The organism is Roseobacter sp. EG26 (genome assembly GCF_049830555.1).
Classification (GTDB): Bacteria; Pseudomonadota; Alphaproteobacteria; order Rhodobacterales; family Rhodobacteraceae; genus Roseobacter.
The window spans coordinates 18,742-45,569 of record NZ_JBNBLH010000014.1 but is presented as its reverse complement, the minus strand read 5'-3'; the positions used below and the strand labels follow the sequence as shown (position 1 = coordinate 45,569).

General features: G+C 53.8%; 24 protein-coding genes. 7 read left to right on the top strand and 17 right to left on the bottom strand.

Features of this window, described 5'->3' with window-relative positions; all coding sequences use genetic code 11:
* Positions 1-17: 17 nt before the first annotated feature.
* Positions 18-611, bottom strand: coding sequence for a sugar transferase (locus ACOTTU_RS21810; RefSeq protein ID WP_366523349.1), 594 nt, complete (start codon positions 609-611; stop codon positions 18-20).
* A gap of 615 nt (positions 612-1,226) precedes the next feature.
* On the opposite strand from ACOTTU_RS21810, the gene ACOTTU_RS21805 reads away from it, so the two are divergent.
* Genes ACOTTU_RS21805 through ACOTTU_RS21795 form a run of 3 tightly spaced genes read left to right on the top strand, consistent with a single transcriptional unit; the run spans position 1,227 to position 4,525 of the window.
* The gene (locus ACOTTU_RS21805) at positions 1,227-2,108 is read left to right on the top strand and encodes an ExeA family protein (RefSeq protein WP_298922041.1); all 882 of its coding nucleotides are present in this window, start codon (positions 1,227-1,229) and stop codon (positions 2,106-2,108) included.
* The gene (locus tag ACOTTU_RS21800) at positions 2,105-3,652 is read left to right on the top strand and encodes a GumC family protein (RefSeq protein WP_298922042.1); all 1,548 of its coding nucleotides are present in this window, start codon (positions 2,105-2,107) and stop codon (positions 3,650-3,652) included. Before ACOTTU_RS21805 ends, ACOTTU_RS21800 begins: the two co-directional genes overlap by 4 nt.
* Positions 3,653-3,706: 54 nt before the next feature.
* Positions 3,707-4,525, top strand: coding sequence for a CpsD/CapB family tyrosine-protein kinase (locus ACOTTU_RS21795; RefSeq protein ID WP_298922043.1), 819 nt, complete (start codon positions 3,707-3,709; stop codon positions 4,523-4,525).
* Between the two features lie 19 nt (positions 4,526-4,544).
* Here the strand turns inward: ACOTTU_RS21795 and ACOTTU_RS21790 are convergent, their stop codons facing one another.
* Positions 4,545-5,288, bottom strand: coding sequence for a VPLPA-CTERM sorting domain-containing protein (locus tag ACOTTU_RS21790; protein WP_425661148.1), 744 nt, complete (start codon positions 5,286-5,288; stop codon positions 4,545-4,547).
* Between the two features lie 287 nt (positions 5,289-5,575).
* Positions 5,576-7,006, bottom strand: coding sequence for a mannose-1-phosphate guanylyltransferase/mannose-6-phosphate isomerase (locus ACOTTU_RS21785; RefSeq protein ID WP_425661146.1), 1,431 nt, complete (start codon positions 7,004-7,006; stop codon positions 5,576-5,578).
* 270 nt (positions 7,007-7,276) lie between these two features.
* On the opposite strand from ACOTTU_RS21785, the gene ACOTTU_RS21780 reads away from it, so the two are divergent.
* Positions 7,277-8,590, top strand: a complete 1,314-nt coding sequence (locus ACOTTU_RS21780; RefSeq protein ID WP_425661144.1) for a UDP-glucose dehydrogenase family protein — start codon at positions 7,277-7,279, stop codon at positions 8,588-8,590.
* Positions 8,591-8,757: 167 nt separating this feature from the next.
* On the opposite strand, the gene ACOTTU_RS21775 is transcribed toward ACOTTU_RS21780, so the two are convergent.
* Positions 8,758-9,888, bottom strand: a complete 1,131-nt coding sequence (locus ACOTTU_RS21775) for a DegT/DnrJ/EryC1/StrS family aminotransferase (protein WP_425661142.1) — start codon at positions 9,886-9,888, stop codon at positions 8,758-8,760.
* 179 nt (positions 9,889-10,067) lie between these two features.
* On the opposite strand from ACOTTU_RS21775, the gene ACOTTU_RS21770 reads away from it, so the two are divergent.
* On the top strand, positions 10,068-10,499 hold the full coding sequence (locus ACOTTU_RS21770) for a sugar 3,4-ketoisomerase (RefSeq protein ID WP_425661140.1): 432 nt from the start codon (positions 10,068-10,070) through the stop codon (positions 10,497-10,499).
* Entirely contained in the window at positions 10,496-11,047 is a 552-nt protein-coding gene (locus ACOTTU_RS21765; protein WP_425661138.1) for a GNAT family N-acetyltransferase, read from the top strand. Before ACOTTU_RS21770 ends, ACOTTU_RS21765 begins: the two co-directional genes overlap by 4 nt.
* 92 nt (positions 11,048-11,139) lie before the next feature.
* On the opposite strand, the gene ACOTTU_RS21760 is transcribed toward ACOTTU_RS21765, so the two are convergent.
* The 10 genes from ACOTTU_RS21760 to ACOTTU_RS21715 all read right to left on the bottom strand — a co-directional run bounded on the left by ACOTTU_RS21760 (position 11,140) and on the right by ACOTTU_RS21715 (position 20,831).
* Entirely contained in the window at positions 11,140-12,855 is a 1,716-nt protein-coding gene (locus ACOTTU_RS21760; protein WP_425661136.1) for a glycosyltransferase 61 family protein, read from the bottom strand.
* Positions 12,852-13,691 carry a phytanoyl-CoA dioxygenase family protein gene (locus ACOTTU_RS21755; RefSeq protein ID WP_425661134.1) on the bottom strand — a complete coding sequence of 280 codons (840 nt, stop codon included), beginning with the start codon at positions 13,689-13,691 and terminating at the stop codon, positions 12,852-12,854. The genes ACOTTU_RS21760 and ACOTTU_RS21755 overlap by 4 nt, the downstream gene beginning before the upstream one ends.
* 13 nt (positions 13,692-13,704) lie before the next feature.
* Positions 13,705-14,436, bottom strand: a complete 732-nt coding sequence (locus ACOTTU_RS21750; protein ID WP_425661132.1) for a class I SAM-dependent methyltransferase — start codon at positions 14,434-14,436, stop codon at positions 13,705-13,707.
* 4 nt (positions 14,437-14,440) lie between these two features.
* Positions 14,441-15,232 carry a phytanoyl-CoA dioxygenase family protein gene (locus ACOTTU_RS21745; protein WP_425661130.1) on the bottom strand — a complete coding sequence of 264 codons (792 nt, stop codon included), beginning with the start codon at positions 15,230-15,232 and terminating at the stop codon, positions 14,441-14,443.
* On the bottom strand, positions 15,229-15,990 hold the full coding sequence (locus tag ACOTTU_RS21740; protein ID WP_425661128.1) for a TylF/MycF/NovP-related O-methyltransferase: 762 nt from the start codon (positions 15,988-15,990) through the stop codon (positions 15,229-15,231). The genes ACOTTU_RS21745 and ACOTTU_RS21740 overlap by 4 nt, the downstream gene beginning before the upstream one ends.
* Positions 15,990-16,919 (bottom strand): hypothetical protein, encoded by a 930-nt coding sequence (locus tag ACOTTU_RS21735; RefSeq protein ID WP_425661126.1) that lies wholly within the window; start codon positions 16,917-16,919, stop codon positions 15,990-15,992. The genes ACOTTU_RS21740 and ACOTTU_RS21735 overlap by 1 nt, the downstream gene beginning before the upstream one ends.
* A 25-nt stretch (positions 16,920-16,944) precedes the next feature.
* The gene (locus ACOTTU_RS21730) at positions 16,945-17,607 is read right to left on the bottom strand and encodes an acetyltransferase (protein ID WP_425661124.1); all 663 of its coding nucleotides are present in this window, start codon (positions 17,605-17,607) and stop codon (positions 16,945-16,947) included.
* A gap of 239 nt (positions 17,608-17,846) precedes the next feature.
* Positions 17,847-18,953 (bottom strand): DegT/DnrJ/EryC1/StrS family aminotransferase, encoded by a 1,107-nt coding sequence (locus tag ACOTTU_RS21725; RefSeq protein WP_425661122.1) that lies wholly within the window; start codon positions 18,951-18,953, stop codon positions 17,847-17,849.
* A 247-nt stretch (positions 18,954-19,200) separates the two neighbouring features.
* Complete coding sequence (locus ACOTTU_RS21720; protein WP_425661222.1) at positions 19,201-19,866, bottom strand: WbqC family protein; 666 nt, start codon at positions 19,864-19,866, stop codon at positions 19,201-19,203.
* 29 nt (positions 19,867-19,895) lie between these two features.
* Complete coding sequence (locus tag ACOTTU_RS21715; RefSeq protein WP_425661120.1) at positions 19,896-20,831, bottom strand: glycosyltransferase family 2 protein; 936 nt, start codon at positions 20,829-20,831, stop codon at positions 19,896-19,898.
* Positions 20,832-21,130: 299 nt separating this feature from the next.
* On the opposite strand from ACOTTU_RS21715, the gene ACOTTU_RS21710 reads away from it, so the two are divergent.
* Positions 21,131-21,841, top strand: a complete 711-nt coding sequence (locus tag ACOTTU_RS21710; RefSeq protein WP_425661118.1) for a class I SAM-dependent methyltransferase — start codon at positions 21,131-21,133, stop codon at positions 21,839-21,841.
* Between the two features lie 150 nt (positions 21,842-21,991).
* Here ACOTTU_RS21710 and ACOTTU_RS21705 read toward each other — a convergent pair whose 3' ends face one another.
* The 3 genes from ACOTTU_RS21705 to ACOTTU_RS21695 all read right to left on the bottom strand — a co-directional run bounded on the left by ACOTTU_RS21705 (position 21,992) and on the right by ACOTTU_RS21695 (position 26,430).
* Complete coding sequence (locus ACOTTU_RS21705) at positions 21,992-22,885, bottom strand: glycosyltransferase family 61 protein (protein WP_425661116.1); 894 nt, start codon at positions 22,883-22,885, stop codon at positions 21,992-21,994.
* A gap of 406 nt (positions 22,886-23,291) precedes the next feature.
* Positions 23,292-25,088, bottom strand: a complete 1,797-nt coding sequence (locus ACOTTU_RS21700) for an ABC transporter ATP-binding protein (RefSeq protein ID WP_425661114.1) — start codon at positions 25,086-25,088, stop codon at positions 23,292-23,294.
* A gap of 127 nt (positions 25,089-25,215) precedes the next feature.
* Positions 25,216-26,430: a rhamnan synthesis F family protein gene (locus tag ACOTTU_RS21695; protein ID WP_425661112.1), complete on the bottom strand. Its 1,215-nt coding sequence runs from the start codon at positions 26,428-26,430 to the stop codon at positions 25,216-25,218.
* Positions 26,431-26,828 lie beyond the last annotated feature (398 nt).

The following is a 26,828-nucleotide window of genomic DNA, read 5'->3' as shown; positions in this document are numbered from 1 at the left end:
CCTCTGCTCTGATATATCTAGTGGCCTGTCGCGCGCATGACGACGCCGGCAGTCTGGAACAGAATGCGCAGATCCAGTCGCAGCGACAACGTGCGGTTATACGTGTTGTCATAGGTCACGCGGTCGCCAAAACCACAGTCGTTGCGGTCAGAGACCTGCCACAACCCGGTGATCCCAGGACGCAGATCGTAATAGCCGCGCCCGTGATAGAAAGATTCCTGCCCAACCATCATCGGACGGGGCCCCACCAGGGACATGGTTCCATTGAGCACATTGAAAAGCTGTGGCAGCTCGTCAATCGAGGTTTTCCGCAGCAGGCGGCCAACAGGCGTGATGCGCGGGTCTTTCTTGAGCTTCTGGGTGCTGTCCCATTCCGCCCGGGCTTCGGGGCATTTCTGCAGGTAGCTTTCAAGCTGGGCATCGGCGTTCTTGACCATGGTCCGCAGCTTCCACATGCGGAACTGCTCTCCGTCTTTGCCGACACGCAATTGGGAATAGAAAGGTTTGCCGCCGGTCAACAGCGCAACTGTGACGGCGAGAAGCACAACAATTGGAAGAACAATCGGGGCGCTCAGAAGTACCAGTGTCAGGTCGAGCAAACGTTTGAACACATCGCGATACAGCCCGGAATTAATGGCCTTAGGCGGTGTAATGCTGGTTCGAGAGCTTCCTTCAACATCGGTACTAAGATTAGGAACATGTAAAGTCATAAGCAACTATGGCTGGCAGCCGACCCTATTAAAAAAGTTACAATTAAGCAGGAGGAAAAGGACTAATAATCAGACCCCCAACTCACGAACTGGTTACGGTAATTACCGAATGACTCTAACATTGAGACAAAATTTAATAAAGTAATGAATGCTTTGTAATGATCTGAAATGACTAGCTATTTGATTTTTAGACAAATTTCATTCTGTTTTGCAGCATTACTTGGTAAAGAAAACACCCCCCATACACCCATAGCGGGAATGACCCGCAGTCTGGCCCGTACAATCCGGTGGAAACCCGGATATTGCTGAGGAAACAGAGACAGCACGTCCCGTGATGCGCGAATCATGAAAAGGGTGTCTTGATCTGGCGGATCGGCGTGAACATCTCTGCAACGGCCCATGAAACAACGGCACCGCCATAAAATAGCCGTGTTAATCGAACATGGATCACTTATATATTAGAGATACTTCCAGCAGTTTGGGAGGGCCAATGAGTATGATTAATAGTGTGATGTTGTGAGCCCGGACCTTTATACAGACTACTTCAATTTCTCGGAGCGACCGTTTTCGCTCCTGCCGGACCCGGATTTTCTGTTCTGGTCCCAGGCACATGCGCGCGCGTTTTCGATCCTGGAATACGGGCTTGTAACGCGGGCCCCGCTGACCGTGGTGACCGGTGAGGTCGGTACCGGCAAGACCACCCTGGTGCAGGCCCTGCTCAAGAACATCGAAGAGGATGTGACCATCGGGCTGATCTCGAACGCCCAGGGCGGGCGCGGGGATTTGCTGCGCTGGGTGCTCAGCGCGCTCAATATCGCCCCGAACCCTTCGGGCGATTATGTCGCCCTCTTTGAACAGTTCCAGGACTTTGTGATTTCGGAATATGCCGAGGCCCGTTTTGTGGTGCTGATCATTGACGAGGCGCAGAACCTGACCCACGAGGCTCTCGAAGAGCTGCGGATGCTGACGAACATCAACTCCAACAAGGACGAGATTCTGCAGCTTATCCTGCTTGGACAGCCGGAATTGCGGCACAAGATCACGGATCCTGCCCTGCGCCAGTTCGCCCAGAGGGTCACGGCGACCTATCACCTGGAACCGATGGACCTGACAACCGCGCGCCAATATGTGCACCACCGGCTGATGCATGTCGGGGGCACCGGCAAGGAAATCAGCCCGCAGGCGATCCGGCTCATTCATGAAACCTCCCAGGGGATTCCCCGGATGATCAACAAGATCTGTGACCTGGCGCTTGTTTATACCGCCAGCGCAGGTCACCGCACGGTGAGCCTGACGACGGTCAAGGAACTGATCCGCGACGGGGTCATCTTGCCCACGAGACCGCTTCCGTTGTACCTGAAAAACCCCATAGATATTCCTGAGAAAGCCGCGGAATGAACCTGGATCTGCAATTCTACTGGGGCCTGCTTTTGCGGCGCCTGCCCGTCATGATGGCCCTGTTTCTGGTCTGCGTCGTCAGTGCCGGTGTCACCGCGCTGAAACTGCCGCCCACCTATTCCACCTCTGCCCAGTTGCTGGTGGAGGAGCCTCAGATTCCCGACAGCATGGTTGCCGCCATTGTGCAGACGGACGCAAACCAGCAGTTGCAGGTGATCGAGCAGAAACTGCTGACCCGCGCCAATATGCTCGACATTGCCCGCAAATTTAACGTCTTTGAAGGTATCCGGAGCATGGCGCCGGATGCGATTGTCGAAGGGATGCGCGGCCAGACCGATATCCGCCGCACCGGTGGACGGGGTCAGGCGACGCTGATGAGTGTTGCTTTTGAGGCCAGATCAGGGGCGATCGCGGCCAATGTGGTCAATGAATACATGACCCTGATCCTGCAGGAGAGCAGCGATTTCCGCATGAGCCGGGCGGAAAGCACGCTGAGCTTTTTTGAGCAGGAGGTCGAGCGCCTCGGGGACGATCTCGACCAGCAAAGTGCGCGGCTCGTGGAGTTCAAGAATGCAAATTCCGAAGCGCTGCCGGGGGATCTGAATTACCGTCAGAACCGTCAGACCCTGCTGCAGGAGCGCCAGGCCCGGCTTGAACGGGATGTTGCAGCGCTGGTGAAACAGCGGCGCGATATGGTGGCGATCTTCGAGGCCACCGGACGGGTGAATGCGGAAAGGAATATCCAGCTATCCCCCGAAGAGGAACAACTGGAAAGACTGCGCTTCGATCTGGAGCAGGCGCTGGGGATCTATTCTGAAACCAACCCCCGGATCAGCGTGCTCCGCAACCGTATTGCGAAGCTGGAGAAATCCCTGCAGGACCGGGCGGACGCCGCCCCAAAACCTGAGGAGGGCGAAGAACCCCGGACCGTGACCGTGCTTGACCTCACCCTGGCCGAGATGGACCAACGTCTGGAGAGCATGGAACAGGAGCTGGGCACTGTCACCAAAGAGCTGGAAGCCCTGGAGGCCTCCATTCAGGCCACGGCCGGCAATGCCATTGTGTTGAGCGGCCTTGAGCGGGATTTCGGAAACATCCAGACCCGCTATAACGAGGCGGTCAGAAATCTCAACCAAGCCCGCGTGAACGAGCGGATCGAGGTGAGCGCCCAGGGCCAGCGCATCAGTGTGATCGAAAGTGCCAGCGTCCCGCAGGAGCCGTCAGGCCCCAACCGGTTCAAGTTCATCGCTGCGGGGATTGCGGCCGGTGGCGGGCTGGCTGTTGGCTTCTTCGTGCTGCTTGAACTGCTCAACCGTAACATTCGCCGCCCCTTCGAATTACAGTCGAAATACGGGATCATACCGCTGGCGGTCATCCCTTACATGGAAGCCCGGCGCGAACGGATGATCCGGCGCCTGGTTCTGGTCGGTGCCTTTGTTGCGGTGCTGATCGGTGTGCCCGCCGTGCTGTGGTATATCGACACGAACTACATGCCCCTCGACATTCTGGCCAATAAGGTCTTCGACAGGCTTGGCCTGACCTAGATTTACCTAAGCGCGTGAAATCCCCCTCCTCCTCAAAAACGGATTTGTGACGATATGGAGAAAATACAAGCCGCCCTTCAAAAGGCCCGAACCCGCAGGGAAACCGGCGCGCAGGCGCCTGCCGCACCACGCACCTCCACGACGACCGGGTCACCCATAGCAGGGCGGCAGGCACGGCTTTGGGCCGAGTTGCCGGAGATCGCGCTGTCCGGAACGAAGCTGGCACATCACCATGTGGTCACCCAGAAAGCCTCCGAAAAGGCGACTCCCTTCGACATCATGCGCACCAAGATTCTGTTGCAGATGCAGCAGAACGGCTGGAAAAGCATCGCGATCACCTCGCCCATGCCCAAGAGTGGAAAAACCACGACAGCCTGTAATCTGGCGTTGGGGTTGGGGCGGCAAAGCGGTCTGCGGGCGATGCTCTTTGATCTGGACCTGCAGGACCCGTCGATCGGCCATTTTCTCAACCATACACCCGAGGCGCCGATCTCCGATTTTCTGACCGGGAATACCCCTTTTGCAGAACAGGCTGTGCGGGTTGGTGAGAATGTTGCGATCTCCCCTTCGAACCGGATCGAGACGGATCCGACGCGCATCCTGCTGTCGCCCAAGACAGGGGAAACCCTGGACGCTGTTCAGGCGACCTATGCCCCCGACATCATGATCTACGACATGCCTTCGATTCTGGTGAATGACAACACGCGGGCGTTTCTCAAGAACGTGGATTGCGCGTTGATCGTGGCACGCGCCAACCATACGCGATACGGGCATTTTGATGCCTGTGAGCGGGAAGTCGCGGAATATACGAATGTTCTGGGCGTCGTTCTGAATGCGTTCAGGACGAAAGACGTGCAAAGCTACATGGACTGAAGTGCGCGCTGGCGGCACGTCAGGAGAAGGCCTGTCTTTTCGTCTGTCTGCGGCGTAGATAGGCAAATGCGCCGGTCCCGCTCAGCATCAGCAAGAGCCCGGCGGGCAGGGGCATCGTCACAAGGGTGTCCCCCCGATCAACCGTCCAGGTGCCGGTTCCCAGCAGAAAGCTTTTGCGGATATTCGGCGCGGTCTCTCCGTTGGCGCAGATGTCGTCGGTATGTGCGGGATCAAAGCCGTAGATATAGGTGCAGTAAAAGGCACCCGAAGACACACCATGGGTTTCCCAGTTCCAGGCATCGCCCTGGCTCGACAGGTTGAAATCACCAATGCCTGAGGTTTCGGTCCCGAAAAAATGCCAGCTGCTGACCTGTCCGGTCGCATCTACCTTGAAGTCCCAGGCATATACCCCGTGGTCGGAAAACCCGCTCTTGGAGGCCAGGGTCACGCCCCCGATGGTATCAATGATGGATGTGTAAAAGAGGCTGCCGGGATTGCCGCGCCCTTCAATGTCAGCGCAATTCCAATGGGTCCCGCTGATGTCGCAATCGACTTCCAGCACCATCTCTGCACGCAGGCCCTGCAGGCGTGCCGGGGACAGATGCCCGGCACTTTCCAGCCAGGCCTGCTGCCACTCTTCCTCGAAGATTGCCAGGTCAATGGCATTGCTGCGGTAGGTGAATGTCACGGGTGCCGCCACGGCTGCCGAACAAAGCCCGACATTGATCAGGGCGGCGGCCAAAATGGCTTTGAAGTCAATCATCCTGTTACCTCGCACAAAGAGCACGGCCGGTGTGAAAAAGAATTAACAAAAGGTTAATAAGGCATATGCGGCACACGCTATGCAAGTCAAGTCTTTGAAAAAATTCAACTTTTAGTTGAGGTGGGCGCATGTGGCTGCGCTGGAGCCTCTGTCACCATGCGGCCGCAACACAGGAAAACGCCGTTCTGAGGGGGGCGCTTCACCCTTATTGACCCACATTCGCCAGCCATAGATCAGGGCAGGCGATCCGCTTCTGCGGCATGGATTATTGAGTGTTCTGGCGGTTGCTAATCCCGCGCGTAGACATCCTCGTAACGGATGATGTCGTCTTCTCCCAGATAGGTCCCCGTCTGAACCTCGATCAGCACCATCGGCACCTTGCCGGGGTTCTCCATCCGGTGCACCGCCCCGAGCGGGATGTAGACCGACTGGTTTTCCGAGACCAACCGCACGTCCTCGTCGATCGTGACTTTGGCGGTGCCTTCCACGACAATCCAGTGCTCGGCCCGGTGGTGGTGGCTCTGCAGGGACAGGGCCGCTCCGGGGTGCACAACAATGCGCTTGACCTGAAACCGGTCTCCGATGGCGAGGCTTTCAAACCATCCCCAGGGCCGATGATCCCGCGGGAAGGTCTCTGCCTGCACCACCTTTTTGTCCTTGAGCGCCGTGACCGCCAGTTTGACATCCTGAGCGCGGGATTTATCCGCCACCAGTACCGCATCCGGCATGGCCACGACGATCATATTGTCCAGACCGAGCCCCACAACCACCTGTCCTTCTGTCTCCGAACGCAGCAGGGTGGTGTCGCAGTCAATGGCCGTTGCAGCCCCGTGCAGCGCAACCCCGCGGTCATCCGGCCCGGCTTCCCGCCAGACCGCATCCCAGCCGCCCAGATCGGACCAGCCGGCCCTGAAGGGCACAACAGCCAGCCCCTGCGCTTTCTCCATCACCGCATAGTCGATGGAGACATCCTCCGCCTCCGCCCATGGTTTGGGGGCCAGCCGCAAAAAACCCAGATCGGTCTGGGCCTGCTCAACCGCCGCAGTCACCGCTGAAATCAGCTGTGGCGCATGGGTCTCAAACGCTTCCAGGATCGTGCGCACGGAGAAGAGGAAAATGCCCGCATTCCAGAGGTAATGCCCGTCTTGCAGCATCTGTTCTGCTGTCGCCAGATCGGGTTTTTCCACGAAGCCCTTGAGATCAATGGCCACATCCTGCCCGGGGGTTTGTGCCATCTCCAGATATCCATAGCCGGTTTCCGGCCTGTCAGGGGTGATCCCGAAGGTGACCATCCGGCCTTTTTGGGCGGCCTGGGCGGCAACATCCACGGCAGTCTGGAAGGCCGCCGCATCGGGGATGACGTGATCGGATGGGGCGACCAGCATCAACCCGTCGGGGTCGGTTTGCGCCAGATGCAGTGCCGCGGCCAGTACTGCCGGTGCCGTGTTGCGTCCCGCAGGTTCGATCAGGATTGCGCCCGGGTCCACGCCCACCGCTGCCAGCTGTTCTGTGACGATAAATCGGAAATCGGAGTTTGTGACCACGGTTGGGGCCGCATATCCTGTCCCGCTCAGGCGTAATGCTGAGGCCTGAAACAGGCTTTGATCCCCTAATAGAGACGAAAATTGTTTGGGATAGCTCTTCCGCGACAAGGGCCACAGACGTGAACCTGAACCGCCTGCCAATAAAACCGGATAGATCGTCTGTATCATAAACATCCCATTCTCTTTGGCCCGGCAGCGATGCAGAACACGGCGCGACCGCTTTCTTTTAGGAGCCTGCGGGGCGGGTTTGCAATGGGATTGCGGCAGGAATTCGACGCCTGTGGGATATTGTCCCGGGAAACACCGCTTGAGGGCTGGCCTGGTATGGCTGGCGGGTCTTCGTGGAGCCTGCTAACAACCGGGTCAGACAGCCGCGTGTTTTGCCCGTACATAGCTTGATGGACAGGCCCCCGCTGGCCGAAACGATGGGCAACAGGGCAACAGATGAAAATTGCAATGATCGGTGCAGGGTATGTCGGGCTGGTGTCTGGCGTCTGCTTTTCGGATTTCGGGCATGATGTAGTCTGCGTTGAAAAAGACCCCAAAAAGCTTGCCCGGCTGCAGGCTGGAGAGGTCCCGATCTATGAACCCGGTCTCGATGAGTTGATGGCCCGCAACGTGGACGCGGGACGGTTGTCTTTTACCGATCGTCTGACCGAAGCTGTGCAAGGCGCCTCGGCAGTATTCATTGCGGTTGGCACGCCCACCCGGCGCGGTGATGGGCATGCGGATCTGACATATGTGATGACCGCCGCTGAAGAGATCGCCGCCGCCCTGTCCGACTATGCTGTGGTGGTTACCAAATCCACTGTGCCTGTCGGCACCAACCGGCAGGTGGAGAAGGTCATCGCAGCGGCCAACCCCGTTGCTGAATTTGATGTCGCCTCGAACCCTGAATTTCTGCGTGAGGGGGCGGCGATTGATGATTTCATGCGGCCTGACCGGATTGTGGTGGGGGTGCAGAACGCGCGGGCCGCAGAGGTGATGCAGGCCATCTACCGTCCGCTGTATCTGCGGGATTTTCCGATCATGGTGACAGATCTGGAAAGTGCCGAGATGATCAAATACGCCGCCAACGCCTTTCTGGCCACAAAGATCACCTTCATCAATGAGATCGCAAGCTTATGCGAACGCACCGGTGCCGATATAAAGTCGGTCTCCAAGGGCATGGGAGCAGATGGGCGTATCGGGTCAAAATTTCTGCATGCAGGCCCTGGATATGGCGGCAGTTGTTTTCCCAAAGACACCCGGGCATTGGCCCGCATCGGACAGGAACATGCCGTACCGATGCAGCTGACAGAGACTGTTATTAAGGTGAATGAGGAGATCAAGCGCCGCATGGTGGAGAAAGTGTTCGATCTCTGCGGCGGGTCCCCTAATGGCAAGATCGTGACTGTTCTGGGTGTGACTTTCAAACCCAATACCGATGACATGCGCGAGGCACCTGCCCTGACAATCGTGCCGGCACTGGTTGGCAATGGTGCTCAGGTACGGGTTGTGGACCCTCAGGGACGTCAGGAGGGGGCAGCCCTGTTGCCGGGTGTCACATGGTATGATGACGCCTATGCGGCTGCCGAAGGGGCCGATGCGGTCATCATCCTGACCGAATGGAATGCTTTTCGGGCGCTGGACCTGCCGCGACTTGCCAACACAATGCGCATCCCGGCCATGGCCGACCTGCGCAACATCTATTCCGCTGAAGACGCTTCTGAGGCTGGATTTACCGCCTATACGTCAATCGGGCGTCGGGATTTGTAGGGTTCAGTCTCTAAGACCGAAGCGTTTTGCACTATTGCCAGCGGTATTGGTGGATGGTGGGGCGGATTCCCTATGGCATCTTCATGTAACTCAACGGTGTCACGGCTAGTTGGCGTAATGCTGGATCCACGGCTTACTAGCTGTTTGGGTGGACCGGCTTTCTGCTCTCAGATATCCGCAACCTGATCTACTGGTGGTAAAGTTGCCGCTGCCTGGTTAACGGCTTCGATGACCCGGTTTTGGGCATCTTGCGGCATCTGTGGCCCAATGGGCAGACTCAACATGTCATCTGCAAGTTGTTCAGCGAGCGGGAGAGTGCCCTTTGCATGTCCGCAGTCCGAGTAAGCTGCCTGTAAATGAGGTGGAATAGGATAGTGGATCATGGCGTTGATCCCTTTCTCAGCCAGCTTTGACATCAACGTGTCCCGTTGCGGGTGTCGGATCACAAAGAGGTGCCAGACGGGATTAGCCCAATTCGGCACATGTGGCAGAGTTACACCTGAAAGGTTGTCTAGATAGTATTGCGCGATGCCCCGCCGCCGCGCGGTCCATGTGTCCAAATGGTTCAGTTTGACACCCAGAATAGCCGCCTGGATCGGATCGAGGCGGCTATTGGGGCCTTGCTCTTCGTTAACATATTTTTCCCGTGATCCGTAGTTGCGTAGAGTTCGGATGCGGTCTGCCACATCGGTGCGGTTGGTGGTCACGGCACCGCCATCCCCCATGGCGCCTAAGTTTTTGCCGGGGTAGAAACTCCAGCACACAGCGTCCCCATGCATGCCAATCCGGGTCTCTTTGTATCCCGCACCATGAGCTTGAGCCGCATCTTCAATAACTGCCAGGCCGCGCTTTTGCGCCATTTGCAAAATTGTCCCGATATCTGCGGGTTGACCATAAAGATGTACAGGTATGATGGCTCGGGTTCTGCCTGTGATTGCTGCCTCAATGCGCGCCGGATCAATGTTATAGGTCAATAGGGTTGGCTCCACCGGAACAGGTACTGCCCCCACGGCAGAAACTGCCAACCACGTGGCAATGAAGGTGTTTGCCGGGACGATCACCTCATGTCCCGGGCCAATGTCCAACGCCCGTAACGCCAGGATCAATGCATCCAAACCATTGGCCACTCCCACACAATGGGCGGCTCCACAGAAGGTTGCATAGCTTTTCTCGAATGTTTCGACTTCTGGCCCCAGAATGTACCACCCACTGTCCAGCACCCGTGCAACCGCTGCATCAATATCTGGTTTGAGTTCCAAATATCCTGCTTTGAGGTCAAGAAAAGGAACCGTTTGCATATGAATATCCTTTTGATTTCTAAGGGGGTACGGTCTTGCGCCAAGGCATTCTGTGCCACACATATACTGAATTAAACCTTCTTTGACAGTCATTTAGAACAGATCCTGGATGCCGAAGTGACCTTGTGGCGCTGGCCTCAATCAAATACGTTGTCCATGGTAAATTGAATGATGTACCCATGCCCTTATCTGACTGTCGCCAAATAAACTTACCCAAAATCACAGACCAGCGCGGGAACCTGACATTCGTGGAAGGGGGTAACCACATCCCCTTTGACATCAAACGGGTTTATTACCTTTATGACGTGCCAGGTGGATCAGACCGGGGCGAGCACGCCCATAAAAACCTGCATCAGTTCGTGGTCTGCATGTCTGGCAGCTTTGATCTGCTGCTTAAAGATGGCACGAATGACCGCAGATTTCATCTCAACCGGTCCTATTACGGCATTTATGTTTGCCCGATGATGTGGCGATACCTCGATAATTTTTCCTCTGGAGCGGTTTGCATGGTTCTCGCCTCAGAGGCTTATGACGAGAGTGATTACATAAGGGATTGGGATGAATATCTTGCGGCGCTGCAAATACCTGACCGCAGCGGATTGCCACGATGATCCAACCCAACCTGCACCGCAAAGACGGCATAAAGCTTTCCCTCAGGCTGGCTGTACCCAAGGATGCTGCCTATATTCATGCACTGCGCGTTGATCCCAGATATAATACGCATTTGTCCGTAGTTGCCGGAACGGTGGCCGATCAGCATGCGTGGCTCGAACGCTATAAAAACCGCGAGGCAGCGGGACTTGAATACTATTATCTGATTGAGCGCTGCGCAGACGCCACTCCTTGCGGGTTGGTGCGCCTTTACGACATCACGGCGGAGCAATTCACGTGGGGTAGTTGGATTCTGGATCAGAACAAACCGGCAAAGGCTGCACTGGAAAGCGCAGTACTGGTCTATAAGATCGGATTTGACTGTCTTGGACTGCGGGTTTCGAAGTTTGATGTACGCAAGGACAATGAACGTACCTTGGCGTTTCACAGACGGTTTGGCGCGGTTGAAACCGGGCATGATGATCAGGATGTTTTCTTCGAATACACGCGGGCGCGGTTCAACAGAGACCTTGCAGTGCATACTTCGGCAATTGCCGAAGCAGGGTAGAGGAACTGACCACTGTAGTGGTTATTTCCGCAGATATTATCGGGAAAACCAGAATGTCTACGCTCTGAACCCTTCTGGTCTTGTATACTGCTTCAATTGTTTTTTTGGCTCTGTAAAAGGTAGCGTTCCAACTGTTCGGGATCTACCACATAATCTGAATGCTTCAGTTCCATATCTCCGACGCTCGGTCCGCACAGAAAGGTAGATTGATAACCAAGGGCACCAATTTGTGCATTGAAAGCAGCAAGGTTCGCAATGAAGTCCTGCGAAATGACCAGCAGGTTTACCGATGGGTCAGAGAAAATGATGCCCTGCATGGAGGAGCCGTTCGGAGCGATAATGTCGGTCGCACTTTGAAACAACCGCACTTGCTCTTTGAAGCTCAGGCGCTCGATCTCGACCGTTTCAAACCCGTACTTCCCGGCCAGACCTGCGATTTCAGCATCGTTTCGCAAACGCCGCCATTTCATGTTGCGTCTGGTTAGATAATATTTACCACCACTTTGTGGATGAACGCCCAGCTTCTCTTCGACCTTTCGTTTCAGATAGCGATAGGTCGCAGGCGCTATAGGGCAAATCTCGTGCTGTGGAATATTGTGGGGCTTGAGATGAACAGGGAAGAATGTCGGAGGTGGTGCGTAGATCAACCGTTGGCAATGTAGCCCTGTTCCAGCAGGCATTTTGAGAAGATCATTTGGTGCAATACAGGTCAAATAATCAAAGTGGCTCTGGGGCATGTCAGCATCTACAATAAGGGGCAGGTGCCTGAATTCGGGGTGTCGTTCCAAAAACTGGAGTTTTGGCAGGAATTCGGGCAACCAATGACCAAAAGCATTGCTTGCAGTGCCTGACAGCATAATCCCTGCGTCGATGTTGTGCATTTCGAAGGCGCCGTCCTCGATCAGCAATTTATCTTCACGCTGCCCTAGTACAGCATTGTCCGCAGTATGCAGGACGAATTCCCCATACTTGGGGTGCGTACTGGTTTCATCCAACGCATAACCATCTGCGGTTACAATAATATTGGAGCGCGCAAAGATCCTAACATCGTGCAAATCTGCTACATAGGGATCTGGAACGCGGACCGCCACCTTCAGATCGGCGCGCGTGCAGCCAATCGTATCAGGGGCGGTAGCAGGGATATCCCCCAAATTCTCTACAGGTATGCATGGATGCCCCTTTTTTTCCGTCCAGGCACGCACCGATGTTAAAGTATATTCCGTGCTCTTTTCAGGGCGCGGGTGAGAAGGGTCCCCATGTTCAAAAATAAGCTGCTTCCATGCCCTGGAAAAATCCTGATCAGGAAACATTTTGGACGTTTTGGCGTAAATTTCGACAGCAATTGCGAAAGGCTGTGACAGCAGAGCAGTCTCTAACATCAGAGTTACGGTGCGTGGATCGCCCTTCGATGCAAAGGCCGCCGCTTTTGCGGCATCAAAAGCCTCTTCGAACAGCTCCAGATGATGCAGTGCTTTGCCTAGAACATGATCGTTCTGCCACTTCCTGAACCCCCGCGCTTGCGCCTTCTGACACATTTGAACGGCCAGATCATATCGCCCTGTTTCTAGCGCAATAAATCCCAGCCAGTAAAATGCTGGGGATACGTCATCTTTTGCAAGAATAGCTCTGCAATAAGCTTCGGCTCTCTTGTAGCTGCCATCACGGACCGCATCACGCACGTCACGCAGCGTTGGTGGTTTCTTTGGAACTGTCAGACTCGCGCGTTTTGCCAGCACAGCCGAATAGGTTTTCGCCTGTGCACGATGTCTTCCGGACAGTCGACCCCAGAGCCGCTTTAAAGCACTCATCTCGCCTCAGGAAAAACCGTTTCCATGTCTTCCTTGGTCGGGAAATCTTCGTAGATCAGATCCTTGCGATAAGAGTAAGAATAAGGCGATGGGTATCCGTGATTCAGATATGTTGTCTCAGCAGCGTTGTTGAACCTGCCGCTCAGCGCGATACGTGCCAACCCATCTCCTTGCTCTCCGGTCTTGTGAACCATGAACGATGAAAATGCGATGACGTCGCCGGGTTCGACCGGTAGTTTGACATACATATCGTCCGTAATACGGGGATCTTCCACGCTGGGCACCATGATGTGCTCAACTGTCGGCAGTAGCCCCAACAGGTGCGATTTAGGCACGATTTCAAGCGCATGGGATTCTTCTGACACAGGGGTGGTGGGAATCCACAGAACCATGTTGTCGAGGCTGCCCTGAATGCTGCGCCAGTCCTGATGCGGCGGCGTCTTGTGATAGCCGCCCGGAATCTTCAGCTCGTCCGACATGACGTGAATGGACGCTCGTGTGGAGAGTACCGGAAACTCAAGCCCCATCCCCTCCGCCAGTTGCATGATTGGTTCACTGATCAAAAGCCTGTGGACGGACGGCAACATCTGGGAATTACGCGAGGTGGCAATATAGGTTTGCACATCTGCCTGCAGAAGACGCGAGGCGTTGGACAGAAAGACCTCCCGCGCACTGCCGGATTCCGCTTCCATTCCCATATGGCGCAACTGCAGGGCATAAAGCTCGTTGATCTCCTCGTTGATGGATTGCAGCTCATCCACGGGCAGCAGGCCCTTCAGGATGGCATAGCCATCAGACAAATACTGTTTGCGGGTGTCTTCGCTAATCAGGCTCATGAGGGTGTCTCCGTTACTGCGGTGCCGGTGTGCAAACCGCATAGATGCTGGCACATAGGTCAGGATATCGTTTTCCAAGGACGTAGCAGCCCTCAAGGAAGGCATCATCAACCGTGCCATTTTGCAGACAGGCGTCGAATTGATAATTCGCCAGTGGCTTGAACATCACGCCGCCAAAATCCTCGACGTGGAGCCCTGCCGCCTTGATATCTGCCACCAGCGTGTCAATCGAGTAGGTGCAGCGGTGGCCGTGAAGCGCCTCACCCTCGGTGACAGCACTGGCATGGCTGATCAGGCCCATCCCCACTGCGATCTGACGGGAGGCGGCGTGGGCGTTCGGTACCGCGACAAAGAGCTTGCCTTGTGGGCTCAGCCACGATCCGATGCGGCGTAGCACCTCGACGGGGCCGTCCAGATGCTCAAGTGTGTGCATCAGGAAAGCCGCATCAAAGGGCTGTTCGGGCTCAAAATCTTCAAACATACTGTGATGGAACGTCACGCTATCACCAACATGCGTGCGCGCGATATCGATGAGATCGCTGGCTCCCTCGACTACGCTTACGTCATCGTAAAACCCAGTCAGGCGCTCGGTGAACATGCCGTGATAGCACCCAAGTTCAACCGCGCGCCCGCTGGGCAAATAGGGCTGAAAGCTGCGCATCATATAAGCATGCATCTTGTAGTCGAAATCATAAGCATATTGCCGATGCTCGTTGTCGGTAAACTCTTCGTTCAGATTGCGCATAGTGTTACCCCTGATCTCCGCGGTACATCCGGTTTTCAGGCGGCTGGTACCATTCTTCGAGCGTGGCTGGCACGCGGGCATTATACCCGAGGATTTGTCGCGTATGCGGTTTCAGCTTGTCGATCATGTCATACCCCATAGCACGTGGATAATCGAACTGCTGCTTGATGAATGGTTTGCAATACATCGGGGTAACAGATCGGCGGGCTGTATCTGTTCGATTATCACCACCAGCATGCCAGACGTTGGAGTTGAAGATCAGGATGCTGCCCGCCGGGGCAATAGCCTGTTCGGAACTGGCATAGAATACCTCGTCTGCCGGTTTCTCTTCGGCCTTGTGAGAGCCTGACAACATATGTGTGGCTCCGTTGTCGGCCGTGAAATCATCCAACATGACCAGCGTGTTGAGCAGCAGAGGCATGTCCCCTGAATAAGATCGGATGTCACGGTGCACCCGTTGCGCATAAGAAGTGCGCGCCCGGGTGTTGATTGCCCCGCCAAAGGAGTTGAGAATAAACTTCCCCTCAAAGTAATGTTCCAGATAAGGCATCAGGGGCTCCATCGTGTCGATGAATTCCAGATAGCTGTCGCGCTGACCAATCAGGTGGTGCACGGTCAAGTCGGCATCCGTTGCAATGCCGTTTTTCTCCATGATCGCACTACAGACATCCCAGGCACGTTCGATGTCGTTGGCCATTTTTTCGACCAATGCAGGTGCGACGGCCTCTTCCAGAATGACCCATCCACGGTCGCGCATCTGGTCGGCATATTGGTCTAGAGTCAGGGAGAGTTTCATAGCACTGTCACAATCGCTTTTGAGGGGTAGAATTCGCATTTCTCGATCTTGTATTTCATATCCGCAAAGACCTCCTTGAAGGCAATCGCCTCACCCGGCGCACCAGCCCAGGTCAGCTCATCAAAAACAATGACACTGCCAGGCATCAGATGCGGCTTGATGGCGTTGAGCGCGGCAATAGTGGGCTCGTAGGGCCCCATGTCGAAAAAGGCAAAAGCGACCAGTGTTTCGGGGTGATCTTCGAAATACTTCGGCGCCGTTTCAGTTACGTCACCGCGCACCAGCTTATGGTTGCCACGGATATGACCAAAGGCATTATTGCCTTCATGCACTTCCAGCAATTCGGCCAGATAGGCCTGGTGGTCCATCCCGGTCTCGTAACCGCTGTGCGTATCAATGGATTCCTGCGCCACTTCGGACGTATCCTGATATCCGCTGAAGGTATCAAAACCGATGATCGTACGCTGTTTGTTAAAGGGTTCGTGAATGGCGCGCAGATTTTCCAGCAACACAAGATTCTGGCCCCACCAAGTGCCGAATTCAATCATGACCCCGGGGACGTGCTTAAACCTTTTATAGAGGTCATGCAGCACCAGGAATTTCACGAAGAGCGAACTGCGGGTGTACATCCCGAGATTGAACATCAGATCTTCAGGCGGTAGCGGCGAACTGGCAAACATCTCGCTCAGCTTGTTGCGAAAATCAAAGGTTTCCCCATGTGCTGTTGACGCCTCTGGGGCAGGTGTTTCGCTGGTCATTAAGCGTCCTCTAGAATTGCATATCCAAATCCGGAGCGGCCAAAGCCGTTTCCGTTATAAAACATGTGAATGCGTCCATCGATTTGCAGGGCGTAGGGATAGCATGTCATCGTAGCTTCCCAGCCCTCTCCTGTGGTCTGCAGACCGCCCTTGTCATCCATTCGGGTCCAGTCGAGACCATCTGACGATTCCGCGTATCCAATACGGTAGGCCCCTGCCCCATCGCGGTAATCATGAGAGTTTCTGAAGCAATACCACATCCGGTAAAGGTCGCCGTCCTTGACCACGTTCGGGTGGGAAAAGGCTTCGGTGTCATGAGAGGGAGGAATGCACAGATGATTGGGGCGGTCCCAACTGATGCCGTCCCGAGAAGAGGCGTATTTGATGACATAGACCGGTTCGTATTTGCCATTCACATCCACCCAGCGAACGCCGGAGATGTACCACATCCGCCACAAATCCCCTTCCTTTAGGATTGTTGGCGTCACGGCGATATAGGGCTCCGTCGGGCACCGCTCCAGCACAGGCCCCTCATAGAGCCTTCGGAAGGTGGTGCCATCGTCATCGCTAACAGCAATCCCCACGGAATTCCGGTAGGGAACCGTCATCCCCCGGTTCCAGCCGCTGTAGTAGAGATAGACCTGCCCGTCACGGCGCAGGGCACAACTGGGCATCACCCCATCATCATCAAAGGTGCCAGGGGCGCCGAAATCGAGAATGGGTTTTTTGTGCGCATAGATCATATTCGACAGGTTGCCGCGTTCGAGATCGACGTAGGTGGTATAGCTCCTGCCATCACTGAACCTGTCGGCGTAAAACACCCGGACGCGATCGTCGTAGAGCAACGGTGTCGGCACCTGCGCATGTGTTCCCGCCCAATCCGGGTGCTCCGCCGGATCAAATATTCTGCCTTTTCGCAGCCACTTCATCTCGCTTCTCGCTTATTGAATTATCTTATATTGAACGCAGACGATGGCTGGGCACTTTGCTAACCGGGGTTGCCTGCCCCATAACCACGGCGCTGTCCGGCAAATCGGATAACACCAATGCGCCAGCGCCCAGAACGCTCCTGCTGCCGATGCTGACACCATCCCGCACGGTTGCATTGACCCCGACAAAACTGCCCGCGCCCACCGTTACGGCTCCCGAAATCACCACATGAGAGGCGATGAAACAGTTATCTTCGATTTTAGAGTGGTGGCCGATATGGTTTCCGGACCACATGATGACATTGCGGCCCACCGTCACGAAGGGTTGGATGACGTTATGTTCCATAATGATGGTGTTGGGCTCAGCCTTGAACCCTGACCAGACCGTCGCATCAGGGCTGACATGGCTTGTAAGAGCGTAGCCCTTGTTTTCGACAGCAGCCACTTTCTCTTCGCGCAACTTGTTGACGCCTTTGAAACTGACGGCGACAAAGAACTCATGTGTCTCAGAGGGATAGGTTTCTTCAATAGTCCCAAAGTTCACAACTGGTAGATCCAATAGCCGATCAAAGGGGCGGAACTCTTCATCAACAGTGAATGCAGCAACATCGCGGCCGCCTTCTTGGGTCAGGTAGTAATGCACAACTTCTGCGACCTGGCCGCATCCAAAAATTACTACTTTTTTCATTCTATTGACCCCGGGCATATTTCACTCCCCTATAAATTGAAAATCGACCTATGGACAGAGCCATCCTACCGCATAGGCACCAAGTCGCAGGTTTTGATGCGCAAGGGTCAACGCGATGAAATAAGGGGAGTATGGTATGGCCTCTTAGGTATGGATATTTGCCAAAAAGCTGGCAATGCAATTCCGAAAACACCTGGAAATTTCCTGTTCGGATAGGCCTCGTGAAGTAAGAGAGCCCATCAAGTAGGAAGTACTCGCTCCAGTATATTACCTTCTTCCGAAACCGGTGTCTTTGTCTCCACGATTTTGCGTACGGTTTGGAAAATGTCTGCAACGTCGCTTTGTGTCATACCGCGCCAGAAAGGTAAGCCAAGTACAGTTTCAGCCAGACGCTCTGTCTGGCCCAGGGGCCCTGTCTGGCACCCCTTATAGGCAGGCTGGCGATGGCATCCTTTTGCCCACCAATGGCGGCTTTCAATACCTTCATTGCTCAGACGTAGCTGCATTTCATCACTGGTGATAATTCCCTGTAATACGACCAACCCATAAGAAGAAATCCAACCGCTGCCAAAACCTGGCGCAGCGCTTACATTCGGAGTTGCCGCCAGCTCTGTGGCAAACCACCCGGTCAGTTCCGCCCATTCCTCGCGCCTTACAGGCCACTCGGTCATGAAGGCCAGTCCGGATGCAGCCACATATTCGCTCATCTTCGTGTTGGCGCCTTCAACAATCGCCTGGCGACCGCCTGCAAAGCCGAAATTTCCATACGCTGCGACCCGCTTTGCCAAGACGGCATCTGAGCAGAGGACAAGCGCGCCTTCGCCAATGCCTGACACTTTGGTCGCATGCATGCTGATGATGACAGGGATCGTCGAGGACCACTGGGCGTAGGGTGTGAAACTGTCAAAACCGGCAGCGGCGTCAACCACAACAGGGATACCGGTTTCGCGCGTCAACTCCTCCCAGGGGCTCAAATCCACGGGCGCGCCAAAGGCGGACACAACAACAATAGCCCCGACGTTTTTTGTGCGGGAAAGTTCTTTGACGGCCTGCGGTGAAATCAACCAGGTTTCTGGGTCGACATCCATAAAATAAGGCTCAAGAGAGGCCCATTTCGCGGCTGCAGGGGTTGCAACAAACGTCCAAGATGGCATGACGCAAAGGCTGCCTTCTTCAACGCCTAGAGCTTTCAGTGTCTGCGCAATCGCAAGCGTTGCGTTAGCACAGGTTGTCAGTTGGTCTACTTCGAGCTGAAAATGATCGGCCAGTCGGGCTTCAAACTCTTGCAGCATCGGCCCATGATTGGTGTACCAGCCGTTCTGGTCGATACGTTGTAAATACGGCAATAACTTTTCTGCCGTTGGCAACCTAGGCTTTAAAAGAGGATATCGCACGGACCACCTTTTCGCACTCAATATTTCTCACCTTCAGGAGGTCCTGATTTTCCTCAGACCATCCGTATAAGGGCGATATATGGGATAAAAATTCCCACCGGAACCCGCTTTTTTTGGCGTACCCGCTTTGAGCGGCGCAGTAGCACAGGGTTAGTATCATACAATTTGCACGTGTACTTACAGCCAAGCAAGGTTTAAATTATCCTGCGCCCTGGGCCAGCAAAACTCCGTCACTTTTTATCTCCTGACGGAGCGCGGCGCCTTGCTCCAGCAATAGTCTCGATAACATGGAGTCATAGGGTCCTACGTATTTAGGAAGAATTTCCAGCTCAATGCCATGTGCGGCGAAAAGCTCTGGATCATAGAGATCAATGCCCCCGGGTGAGTTGACATAGTGCTTACCATTAAGGCGCCGAAGGATTTCCAGAATTCTATGCTGCCCTTGATAGGTCTCTGGAACATCAAGCGATGAGGATCGGATGACATTCCAAGGCAGTTCCAGCTGTTTCACAACACATTCCAGCATGTTCGACAGATAATCGATGACCGGCCCGTTAACGCGCTCCAGTCGCGCCAGGATATCGCGCCGCAAATCCGGGTCGATGCTCTCCAGCGGGAATTTGCGGAGACGTTCGTGCATGTCCTGGCGCGCATCAGATGAGAACTCCAAATCAGCGATGCGGACATTACGGGCCGCCTTTTGGAGTGGTAATGTCAACCACATCTCATTGCCATTGTGGTCCGGAAGCTTATTCCGATGTACCCATCCCCGCCGCGGAAACTGCACGCAATCATAGATGACGAAGGTTTCTGTGCGTTCAAACAACCGAAAGTACCCTGCGTAGGGAAAGAAATAGGGTTGCATCACTGCAATGGTGCCGGAGTTCGCTGAAGTCATGGTTTTAGCAGTCTGATGAGAGCGGATGGGGAGTGATACGATTTATGGGGGTTTTTCGACAGATAGCGATAATACCGCATGATCGCCCGGTACTTGAGCCATTTGAAGAAAGTTAAGCCACCCTCTCTGGTTCCATTTGATAAAAGATGCGTGCAGTACCGGTAGATCGAAGCATTGAACGTGTCGCGGTACTTATACCCCAGCCATTTATTGTACTGCCGCAAGCCGTCGATATTGAAAATCCATCCTTTGACCTCGGCCATCCCAGAGAACCGACCGTTTGTATGGTCCCGATAGACGGACATGACATCATCGGAGAAAAATCTGATGTACCCATATTGGGCATGGGCCATTGTTACAAAGAGATCACAGGAAAGCGGATTGATGAACTGGTCCGGCACCCGATCCTTCAAGACATTCCGATAGGTCAGCGTGGTTGTATGGAAGTAGCTCGATATCATGATCAGATCATGAATATCATGGCATGCCTTGTCAGGAGGCGGCAGGAAGAGATGGGGTTCCTTTTCGCGATCCTCGTAAACTTTCAAAGCATTATGCGCACAAGCGACATACTCAGGATTGTTCTCAAGAAAATCTATCTGCTTTTGCAGCTTGCCTGTGTCGGACCAATAGTCATCACCTTCGAGAATGGCCATATATGTGCCGGTGAGTGTTTTGAATCCTCGGTAAAAGTTCTTCTGGGTAACCTTGTAGCCGATGTTCTTGGCGTTGAGGAACAACTCGATCTTGTCAGGATACTCTTGTTTAAGTGTGCGAATGATCTCCTGAGTGCCATCTGTCGAACAGTCATCAATGACATTGATAACCAGCGAGAAATCGACCTCCTGCTCAATCACACTCATAATAGCCTGGCGGATATAGGCGGCGTGGTTATACGTGATCACCATCACGCTGACATGTGGCGTTTCCATAGGCAAAACCTGTCGTGGGCTTTCTTTTAAAGGTAGGAACCTTCTGTTTTTCCACCACATCACCCGCGAGTCGCGACGTGCTCTTGAGCACTACTCTCTGACCTGATGCCGCTATTTTGTCCAGCAGCCTTCTAAGGAAATTCCACTAAAGCGTGTGCCTCGTGCTTAGCATGGGCTGGCAAATACACAACTGCGGCCCAGACACACATATAGGTTATTGTGAACCCATCCCTCCGCACCTAGAAGTATCGCTAAAGTAGAACCTAAGCCGATATGTACGGTGGGTATGGGATAAACTGATGGTAAATGAGCAAGATCTGAATGCTGAGATTTGGAACAGTTATTATACGTCACTCAGGGACAACTATTTGTTCCCGAACGAGTATGTCGTGAGATCTTTTCTCGGCACCTACCCTGGGCTGAAAATGTCCCATGATTTCTCCGGCAAGAAAGTTTGTGACATCAGCTGCGGCGATGGCCGAAATATTGTAGCGCTCCATCGATTTGGACTTGATGTTTACGCAACGGAGATTTCCAAAGAGATCTGCGAAATTACCATGGGCAAACTCTCCGCGTCTGATCACCGCATTAGCGCCGATATCAGAGTCGGCAATAACCAGGAATTGCCCTTCGAGGCAAATATGTTCGATTATTTGCTTTCGTGGAATGCCTGCTACTACATGGAGAACGAGGCATCTGATTTCTCAAAGCATGTGGCTGAATATGCTCGCGTTTCGAAGCCAGGTGCTTATTTGGTTTGCTGTGTACCGGCACCGGGCTGCTTTTCGCTGCAAGGAGCAGAGCTTCTCGAAAACAATCTGATCCGCCTCAATGCGGGACAGGGGAAATGGGGCATCTTAACTGGCAGCATTTATCGGCAGTTCAGGTCTTTTGAGGATATTGAGGAAACCTTTGGCAGTCACTTCGAGAATTTCCAAAAATGCACTATCAAGGATGATTGCTTTGGCCTGCCCCTCGAGTATTTTGTTTTTGTGTGTCAGCGCAAGTAATCGCATTGCACAGAAGAGAAGTAAGGCGATACAGCTGACCTTAAGGGTGCGTTTGAAGCCGTAATCGCTGATAACTTCATCAAGATGTGGATTTGAGGGCTAGTTCCTCTTCAGGGATCCCGGTTTAGATGTAGGGCACATCTCCAGCGGCTACGTCTCAAGCGCTTTAACGTGCTGGACAAAAGTATCTACTGGCACGGTATAGGGCGCGGCAATTGCATCATGAGTGCCAGAAATATCCTGATCCGCGTCCACGAGAAGATACGCCAGCTGACTGCCTGAAACGCACGACAGGTTTGAAAAGAAACTGCCTCCCTTATATTCCTTCAGCACCCAAGCCAGGCCCTTTGTGCCGGGCCGCATGAAAAGGGAGCCAGCCCAAGCAGCTCCTGAAGGCCCGACGACCAGATCAGCCGCGTGCAACAGATGGGCTTGTTCGCGAAAACTGAGGGTTTCCATCCGCACAATATCAAAGCCCATATCGTGCGCTGCATTGGTGAGTTCATCCTGATTATACTGACGTGCGTTTGCAGGGCGCGCCAGAAAGATGCGGCGCGGCCCATCGTTTTTCTTGGGGAGGGCTAATTGATCTAGAATCCGCATACGGAATTGCTTCAGGACGTCAATGTTCTGGCTGTAATCCGATGGATTTGGCCAATACCCCCGGTGCATATTGAACGGGCCATATGCAGGCGGGGGAATAAAGATTAATTCCCCCACGCGGTACTGATGTGTCTTCTTGAGTGACACAATCTCGCGGTTTCCCTGAAAAAATGCCAGCGTCTCCCGAAATGTCGCATTGGTCAGTGCTTCTTCGGGGACCAGCAATGGCAAGTCATCATAACCTGCGTCTAGCTTCTGGGCCATCATGATTGTCGGCAAAATTTCAATCAGCCAGTGATACCAGTTATAGGAGGCTTCCCCGAAACCACAGATACCTTTGGGTATTCGCTCCTCGGGCCGGGTCTCGAAAGCCAGCCGTCCACCGCTATCGAAAGCACAGCTTCTCCCGTTTTCCCATGATATCCGATGTCTGTTCGCCACAGCATGCGCGGTCGTAAATCCGTGCCGCCCTTGACACAAGACAGAGGAATCGGACCTGACCGTGACATCTGAAAATACTAGTGGATGCAGGGGTGGTACCGTCTCTCGATGCACGACGGCTGGTTCGTCCAATTGACGAGGCCCGGAGACCTCTGAGACGGAGGCGCCAGCAACCTCGGGCAACTTTGCCGAGGCGAAATCATCATAAGAGGCGACCTCCACGGTCTTGTACCCCAAAGCATCAAGCACTTTGAATATGCCATATCTCTTTAAGCCTGATGTCCCAGACAAGCGAACCAGCCGTTTCATCAAGCTGCGGCGTAAATTCATGGCGCCCTCTCAGCATATGGGAATTGTGAGCATCCAATATGATACATACAGGTCATTTTGTTCGGGCAACTCGCGCTTAATCCAGAGCTCCGATGTCAGAGGTGGCCCCTGTGCTTTCGCTATTATACTGACGATCGTAAAGAGTGCGGAAAGTACCACCCTGTTCCAACAACTCTGTCAGGTTGCCTTGTTCCTCGACCTGTCCGTCCTTGATAACGACAATGCGATCCGCGTTCAGAACTGTAGACAAACGATGCGCGATAACGATTGTTGTGCGCCCTTTGGTCAGATGCGCGAGCGCCTCTTTCACTAAATATTCCGATTCAGAATCCAGCGCGCTTGTCGCCTCATCCATCAATAGAATGGGGCTGTTTCGCAGAATTGCACGCGCAATCGCCAGCCTTTGGCGCTGCCCGCCTGACAAGTTGGAGCCATTCTCGCCGACGTCGGTATCATAGCCCGCATCCATCTTTGAAATGAAGTCATGCGCATTGGCAGCTTTGGCTGCATCAATCACTTCTTCTTCCGTTGCGCTCTCCCGCCCCAGCGCAATGTTTTGCTTGATTGATCCGGAAAAGAGGAACGTCTCTTGACCAACAAAGGCAATTTTTTCCCTCAGGGAGGCGAAGGTTGCCTCTCGCAGATCACAGCCGTCAATCTCAATGCTGCCGCGAGTTGGATCATACATGCGCATGATCAGGTTCATGATCGTTGATTTGCCCCCGCCGGACGGGCCCACGAGAGCTGTGGTCTTACCTGCCTCAAAGGTGATATCGAGCGTTTTTACCACCGGCTGGCCATTGCTGTATTCAAAGGCCACATCATCAAACCTGACGGTGCCCGCACCTGCTGGGAGTGCCTTGGCATCCGGTGCCTGCTGGACTGATATTGGCGTGTCGAGCACGTGATACATCATACCCACACCGATCATGCCTGCCTCGATGCTGATGCGCATGCGCGCCAGCCGCTTGGCCGGCTCGTAGGCCATCAGCAGAGCTGTCACGAAAGACATCAGTTCTCCCGGCGTTGTTGTGGTATCGCCGAAAAAGCTGATTGCACTCAAAGCGACCACTGCTGCAATCGCAAAACCGGATAACGTTTCCATCAATGGGCTGGTCGCTGCTTCGAGCCGTGCAATGGCGTTGGCCCGACTTTCCACAGAAGAAACTGCTACATTCATACGATCAGCCATCCGGTTTTCCAAAGCGAATGCCTTGACCACACGTATGCCTGTGGAGGTCTCCTGAATAACTTTGATGATCTCGGCCAGCGAGGTCATCTCCGCTTCCATGATTTTCCTGACCCGAGTCAGGATTTTACGAATGCCCAAAACCGCCAGCGGGCCAAAAATCAAAGAAAAGAGCGATAACGTGGGCTGTTGATACACCATCACGGCAATCAGGCCGATCAGCGTCAACAAATCCCGCACAAACCCCATTACAATCGTATCAATCACTGTGCGGGCGGCCTGCGCAGAATAAGTCACGCGCATGAGCAAATCCGAGGAATCACGATCACTGAAGAAGGCAACACCATGTTCGAGAATGCGTTTGTAGAGTTTACGCTGTTGGGTCGCGACAATGCTGTTTCCGGCGCGGCTGAGAAAGACGACCTGAATATAGGTTGCTGCCCCTTTTACCGTGAAGATCGCGGCAACAGAGGCCGCAACCGCAAAGACCTGGGCACGGTTGCCGGATTCCATCATGGAATCGATAATGTCCCGCATGATCCAAGCTGTGAGTGCCGTCATGGCGGCAATCACCACCATCGCACAGATAGCAACACCATAGGTGGTAGTCTGTAATCGCAGGTTTTCCTGCAGAAGGCGCACAAGCATTTTGCCATTCAGGTTGGCTTTGAATTTCTCAAACATGCGGATGCTGCTCTGATTTTGCGCGATCTGTTTCGTAGCTAAGGTTGAATATCATCTATGTAAAGCCGACGTCTCTCCAAGATAGCTGCGCTTTCCAGCCGATCCTCTTTGCGTCTCCTCACTCGGGTCATTCAGATTTTGCGGGCGCAAACCGGCGCGCCCGGACATCTTGCGCTTCACGCAGCGCCTCTGCCGCTGCGGGCGTGTTCAGCTTTTCAAGTATTTGCAGTGTCTTGTCGGAGGTGTCTTCTTCAAGCCATACCGGTGATTTCTTGAGGAACGGAAACCCGCAGTTAAAAATATTGAACTCGGCGGTGGCATAACTCACGCCCTTACGTGCTGCCGTTGCCAGAATAAAGCGGACGATATCGGCTTTTGGCATTGCGCCAAGCTGATCGTTCATCTCCTGTTGAACTTGTCGCATTCTGCGGTCATCCATCACGATGAGCATCTCTGCAATCTGTTGCAACCGGTTTTCATCCAATCGGGAGAGATTTTGCGCCATGCCCGCGATATCAAGTGTGGCACCATGGGTCATTCCGGTTTTCAAAGCCCATTGTGTCAGGCCAATTTCACCCCGCCGCACCGTGCGCTTTTTACTATTGCTCAAGGGAAATCTCTGCCAATATTTCAAAAAGCGGGGATGTTGGATCATGCGTTCACCAAAGCTCAGCGCATAAGAGCAGTAGTGAAAATTGGGGTGATCCGTTTGGTAATCAAAAACGATATCGCGAAACGCTTCCGGGTCAGGACGTGGTAGGCCGTAGTTGGAGGCTGCGGCAGCAAAATCGACGTTTAATGCGTTGACATCTTCCAGCCAATCCGTCGTATCAATGATTGGGAACCATGAAGAGTCATTCAACAAAACCAGCTGCTTAACCTCAGTAAGTTCTTCTTTCAACGAGAGCACGCCGTCACGGTACCCGCCAAAATCATACCCAAAATTAGGGCGTTCAATATAGTTGTGACACAACGCCAGTGCGCGTCTTTGATCATCCTTTGACATTGGCAGGTTAGATACAACGGTTGTGGCTACCCCCTTTTTGTCCAGATACCGCAGGCACCTTTCATGGGATGCAAGCAGCCCGTGAGCTGGGAAAATCAGATAAACTGCACGCCGCATGCTCTTCGGCTGCGCTCCTGGTATTTGCCTGATGTGCCGAGCCAGAAACGTATCATAGTAGCGGGCTCCAAAAAGGAACGTGAGCACATCTTCGGGAAGTGCCTTGAGATTGCGTATCGGTCGCATCGCTTCACGCTGTAGCTTCCACAAAGGTATCTTCATCGGTTCGCAGCTTGTTGGGCGCAGACCGTTGCCGTTAAACTTGAGCTGGGATGCCATGGTGCTTGCAATGCGATATCAACCAAGACCCGAGGTTTAAGCAAGCGCCTCTCCGAAAAGTCAGTCATAATTAGCTAAGCATTCGTTTCATTTACAAAGTCTGGATATTTGTTCTGGAGCTCATTGACGATTCTCAATGTACGATCTGTCGCAGTAATCTTTGACCCCCTGATATGCAGATCATAGGGGCCTCTGCACGACAATACTATCAAGCTACTACGTGATGAAACGGTCATGATCATAATGATGACAAAAACATTGATGGTTTTCGTACATGCAGCTTCTTCATGCCTGTCAGATGGCATGGCCAGAACCATCAAGACGGGGTTGATCCGGTAACAGTTGTGAGAAACACGAAGACAAGCCGAAACAGCAATCTTTTGAATAGGTCCATGGTT

Bases quoted from the DNA above. Each gene is read 5' to 3' on its own strand.
- ACOTTU_RS21770 (WP_425661140.1), top strand. From the start codon at position 10,068: ATGCCCTTATCTGACTGTCGCCAAATAAACTTACCCAAAATCACAGAC.
- ACOTTU_RS21775 (WP_425661142.1), bottom strand. From the start codon at position 9,888: ATGCAAACGGTTCCTTTTCTTGACCTCAAAGCAGGATATTTGGAACTC.
- ACOTTU_RS21755 (WP_425661134.1), bottom strand. From the start codon at position 13,691: ATGAGCCTGATTAGCGAAGACACCCGCAAACAGTATTTGTCTGATGGC.
- ACOTTU_RS21765 (WP_425661138.1), top strand. From the start codon at position 10,496: ATGATCCAACCCAACCTGCACCGCAAAGACGGCATAAAGCTTTCCCTC.
- ACOTTU_RS21700 (WP_425661114.1), bottom strand. From the start codon at position 25,088: ATGTTTGAGAAATTCAAAGCCAACCTGAATGGCAAAATGCTTGTGCGC.
- ACOTTU_RS21780 (WP_425661144.1), top strand. From the start codon at position 7,277: ATGAAAATTGCAATGATCGGTGCAGGGTATGTCGGGCTGGTGTCTGGC.
- ACOTTU_RS21715 (WP_425661120.1), bottom strand. From the start codon at position 20,831: ATGGAAACGCCACATGTCAGCGTGATGGTGATCACGTATAACCACGCC.
- ACOTTU_RS21720 (WP_425661222.1), bottom strand. From the start codon at position 19,866: ATGCAACCCTATTTCTTTCCCTACGCAGGGTACTTTCGGTTGTTTGAA.
- ACOTTU_RS21745 (WP_425661130.1), bottom strand. From the start codon at position 15,232: ATGAAACTCTCCCTGACTCTAGACCAATATGCCGACCAGATGCGCGAC.
- ACOTTU_RS21800 (WP_298922042.1), top strand. From the start codon at position 2,105: ATGAACCTGGATCTGCAATTCTACTGGGGCCTGCTTTTGCGGCGCCTG.
- ACOTTU_RS21740 (WP_425661128.1), bottom strand. From the start codon at position 15,990: ATGACCAGCGAAACACCTGCCCCAGAGGCGTCAACAGCACATGGGGAA.
- ACOTTU_RS21730 (WP_425661124.1), bottom strand. From the start codon at position 17,607: ATGAAAAAAGTAGTAATTTTTGGATGCGGCCAGGTCGCAGAAGTTGTG.
- ACOTTU_RS21695 (WP_425661112.1), bottom strand. From the start codon at position 26,430: ATGGCATCCCAGCTCAAGTTTAACGGCAACGGTCTGCGCCCAACAAGC.
- ACOTTU_RS21750 (WP_425661132.1), bottom strand. From the start codon at position 14,436: ATGCGCAATCTGAACGAAGAGTTTACCGACAACGAGCATCGGCAATAT.
- ACOTTU_RS21760 (WP_425661136.1), bottom strand. From the start codon at position 12,855: ATGAGTGCTTTAAAGCGGCTCTGGGGTCGACTGTCCGGAAGACATCGT.
- ACOTTU_RS21710 (WP_425661118.1), top strand. From the start codon at position 21,131: ATGGTAAATGAGCAAGATCTGAATGCTGAGATTTGGAACAGTTATTAT.
- ACOTTU_RS21795 (WP_298922043.1), top strand. From the start codon at position 3,707: ATGGAGAAAATACAAGCCGCCCTTCAAAAGGCCCGAACCCGCAGGGAA.
- ACOTTU_RS21790 (WP_425661148.1), bottom strand. From the start codon at position 5,288: ATGATTGACTTCAAAGCCATTTTGGCCGCCGCCCTGATCAATGTCGGG.
- ACOTTU_RS21735 (WP_425661126.1), bottom strand. From the start codon at position 16,919: ATGAAGTGGCTGCGAAAAGGCAGAATATTTGATCCGGCGGAGCACCCG.
- ACOTTU_RS21785 (WP_425661146.1), bottom strand. From the start codon at position 7,006: ATGTTTATGATACAGACGATCTATCCGGTTTTATTGGCAGGCGGTTCA.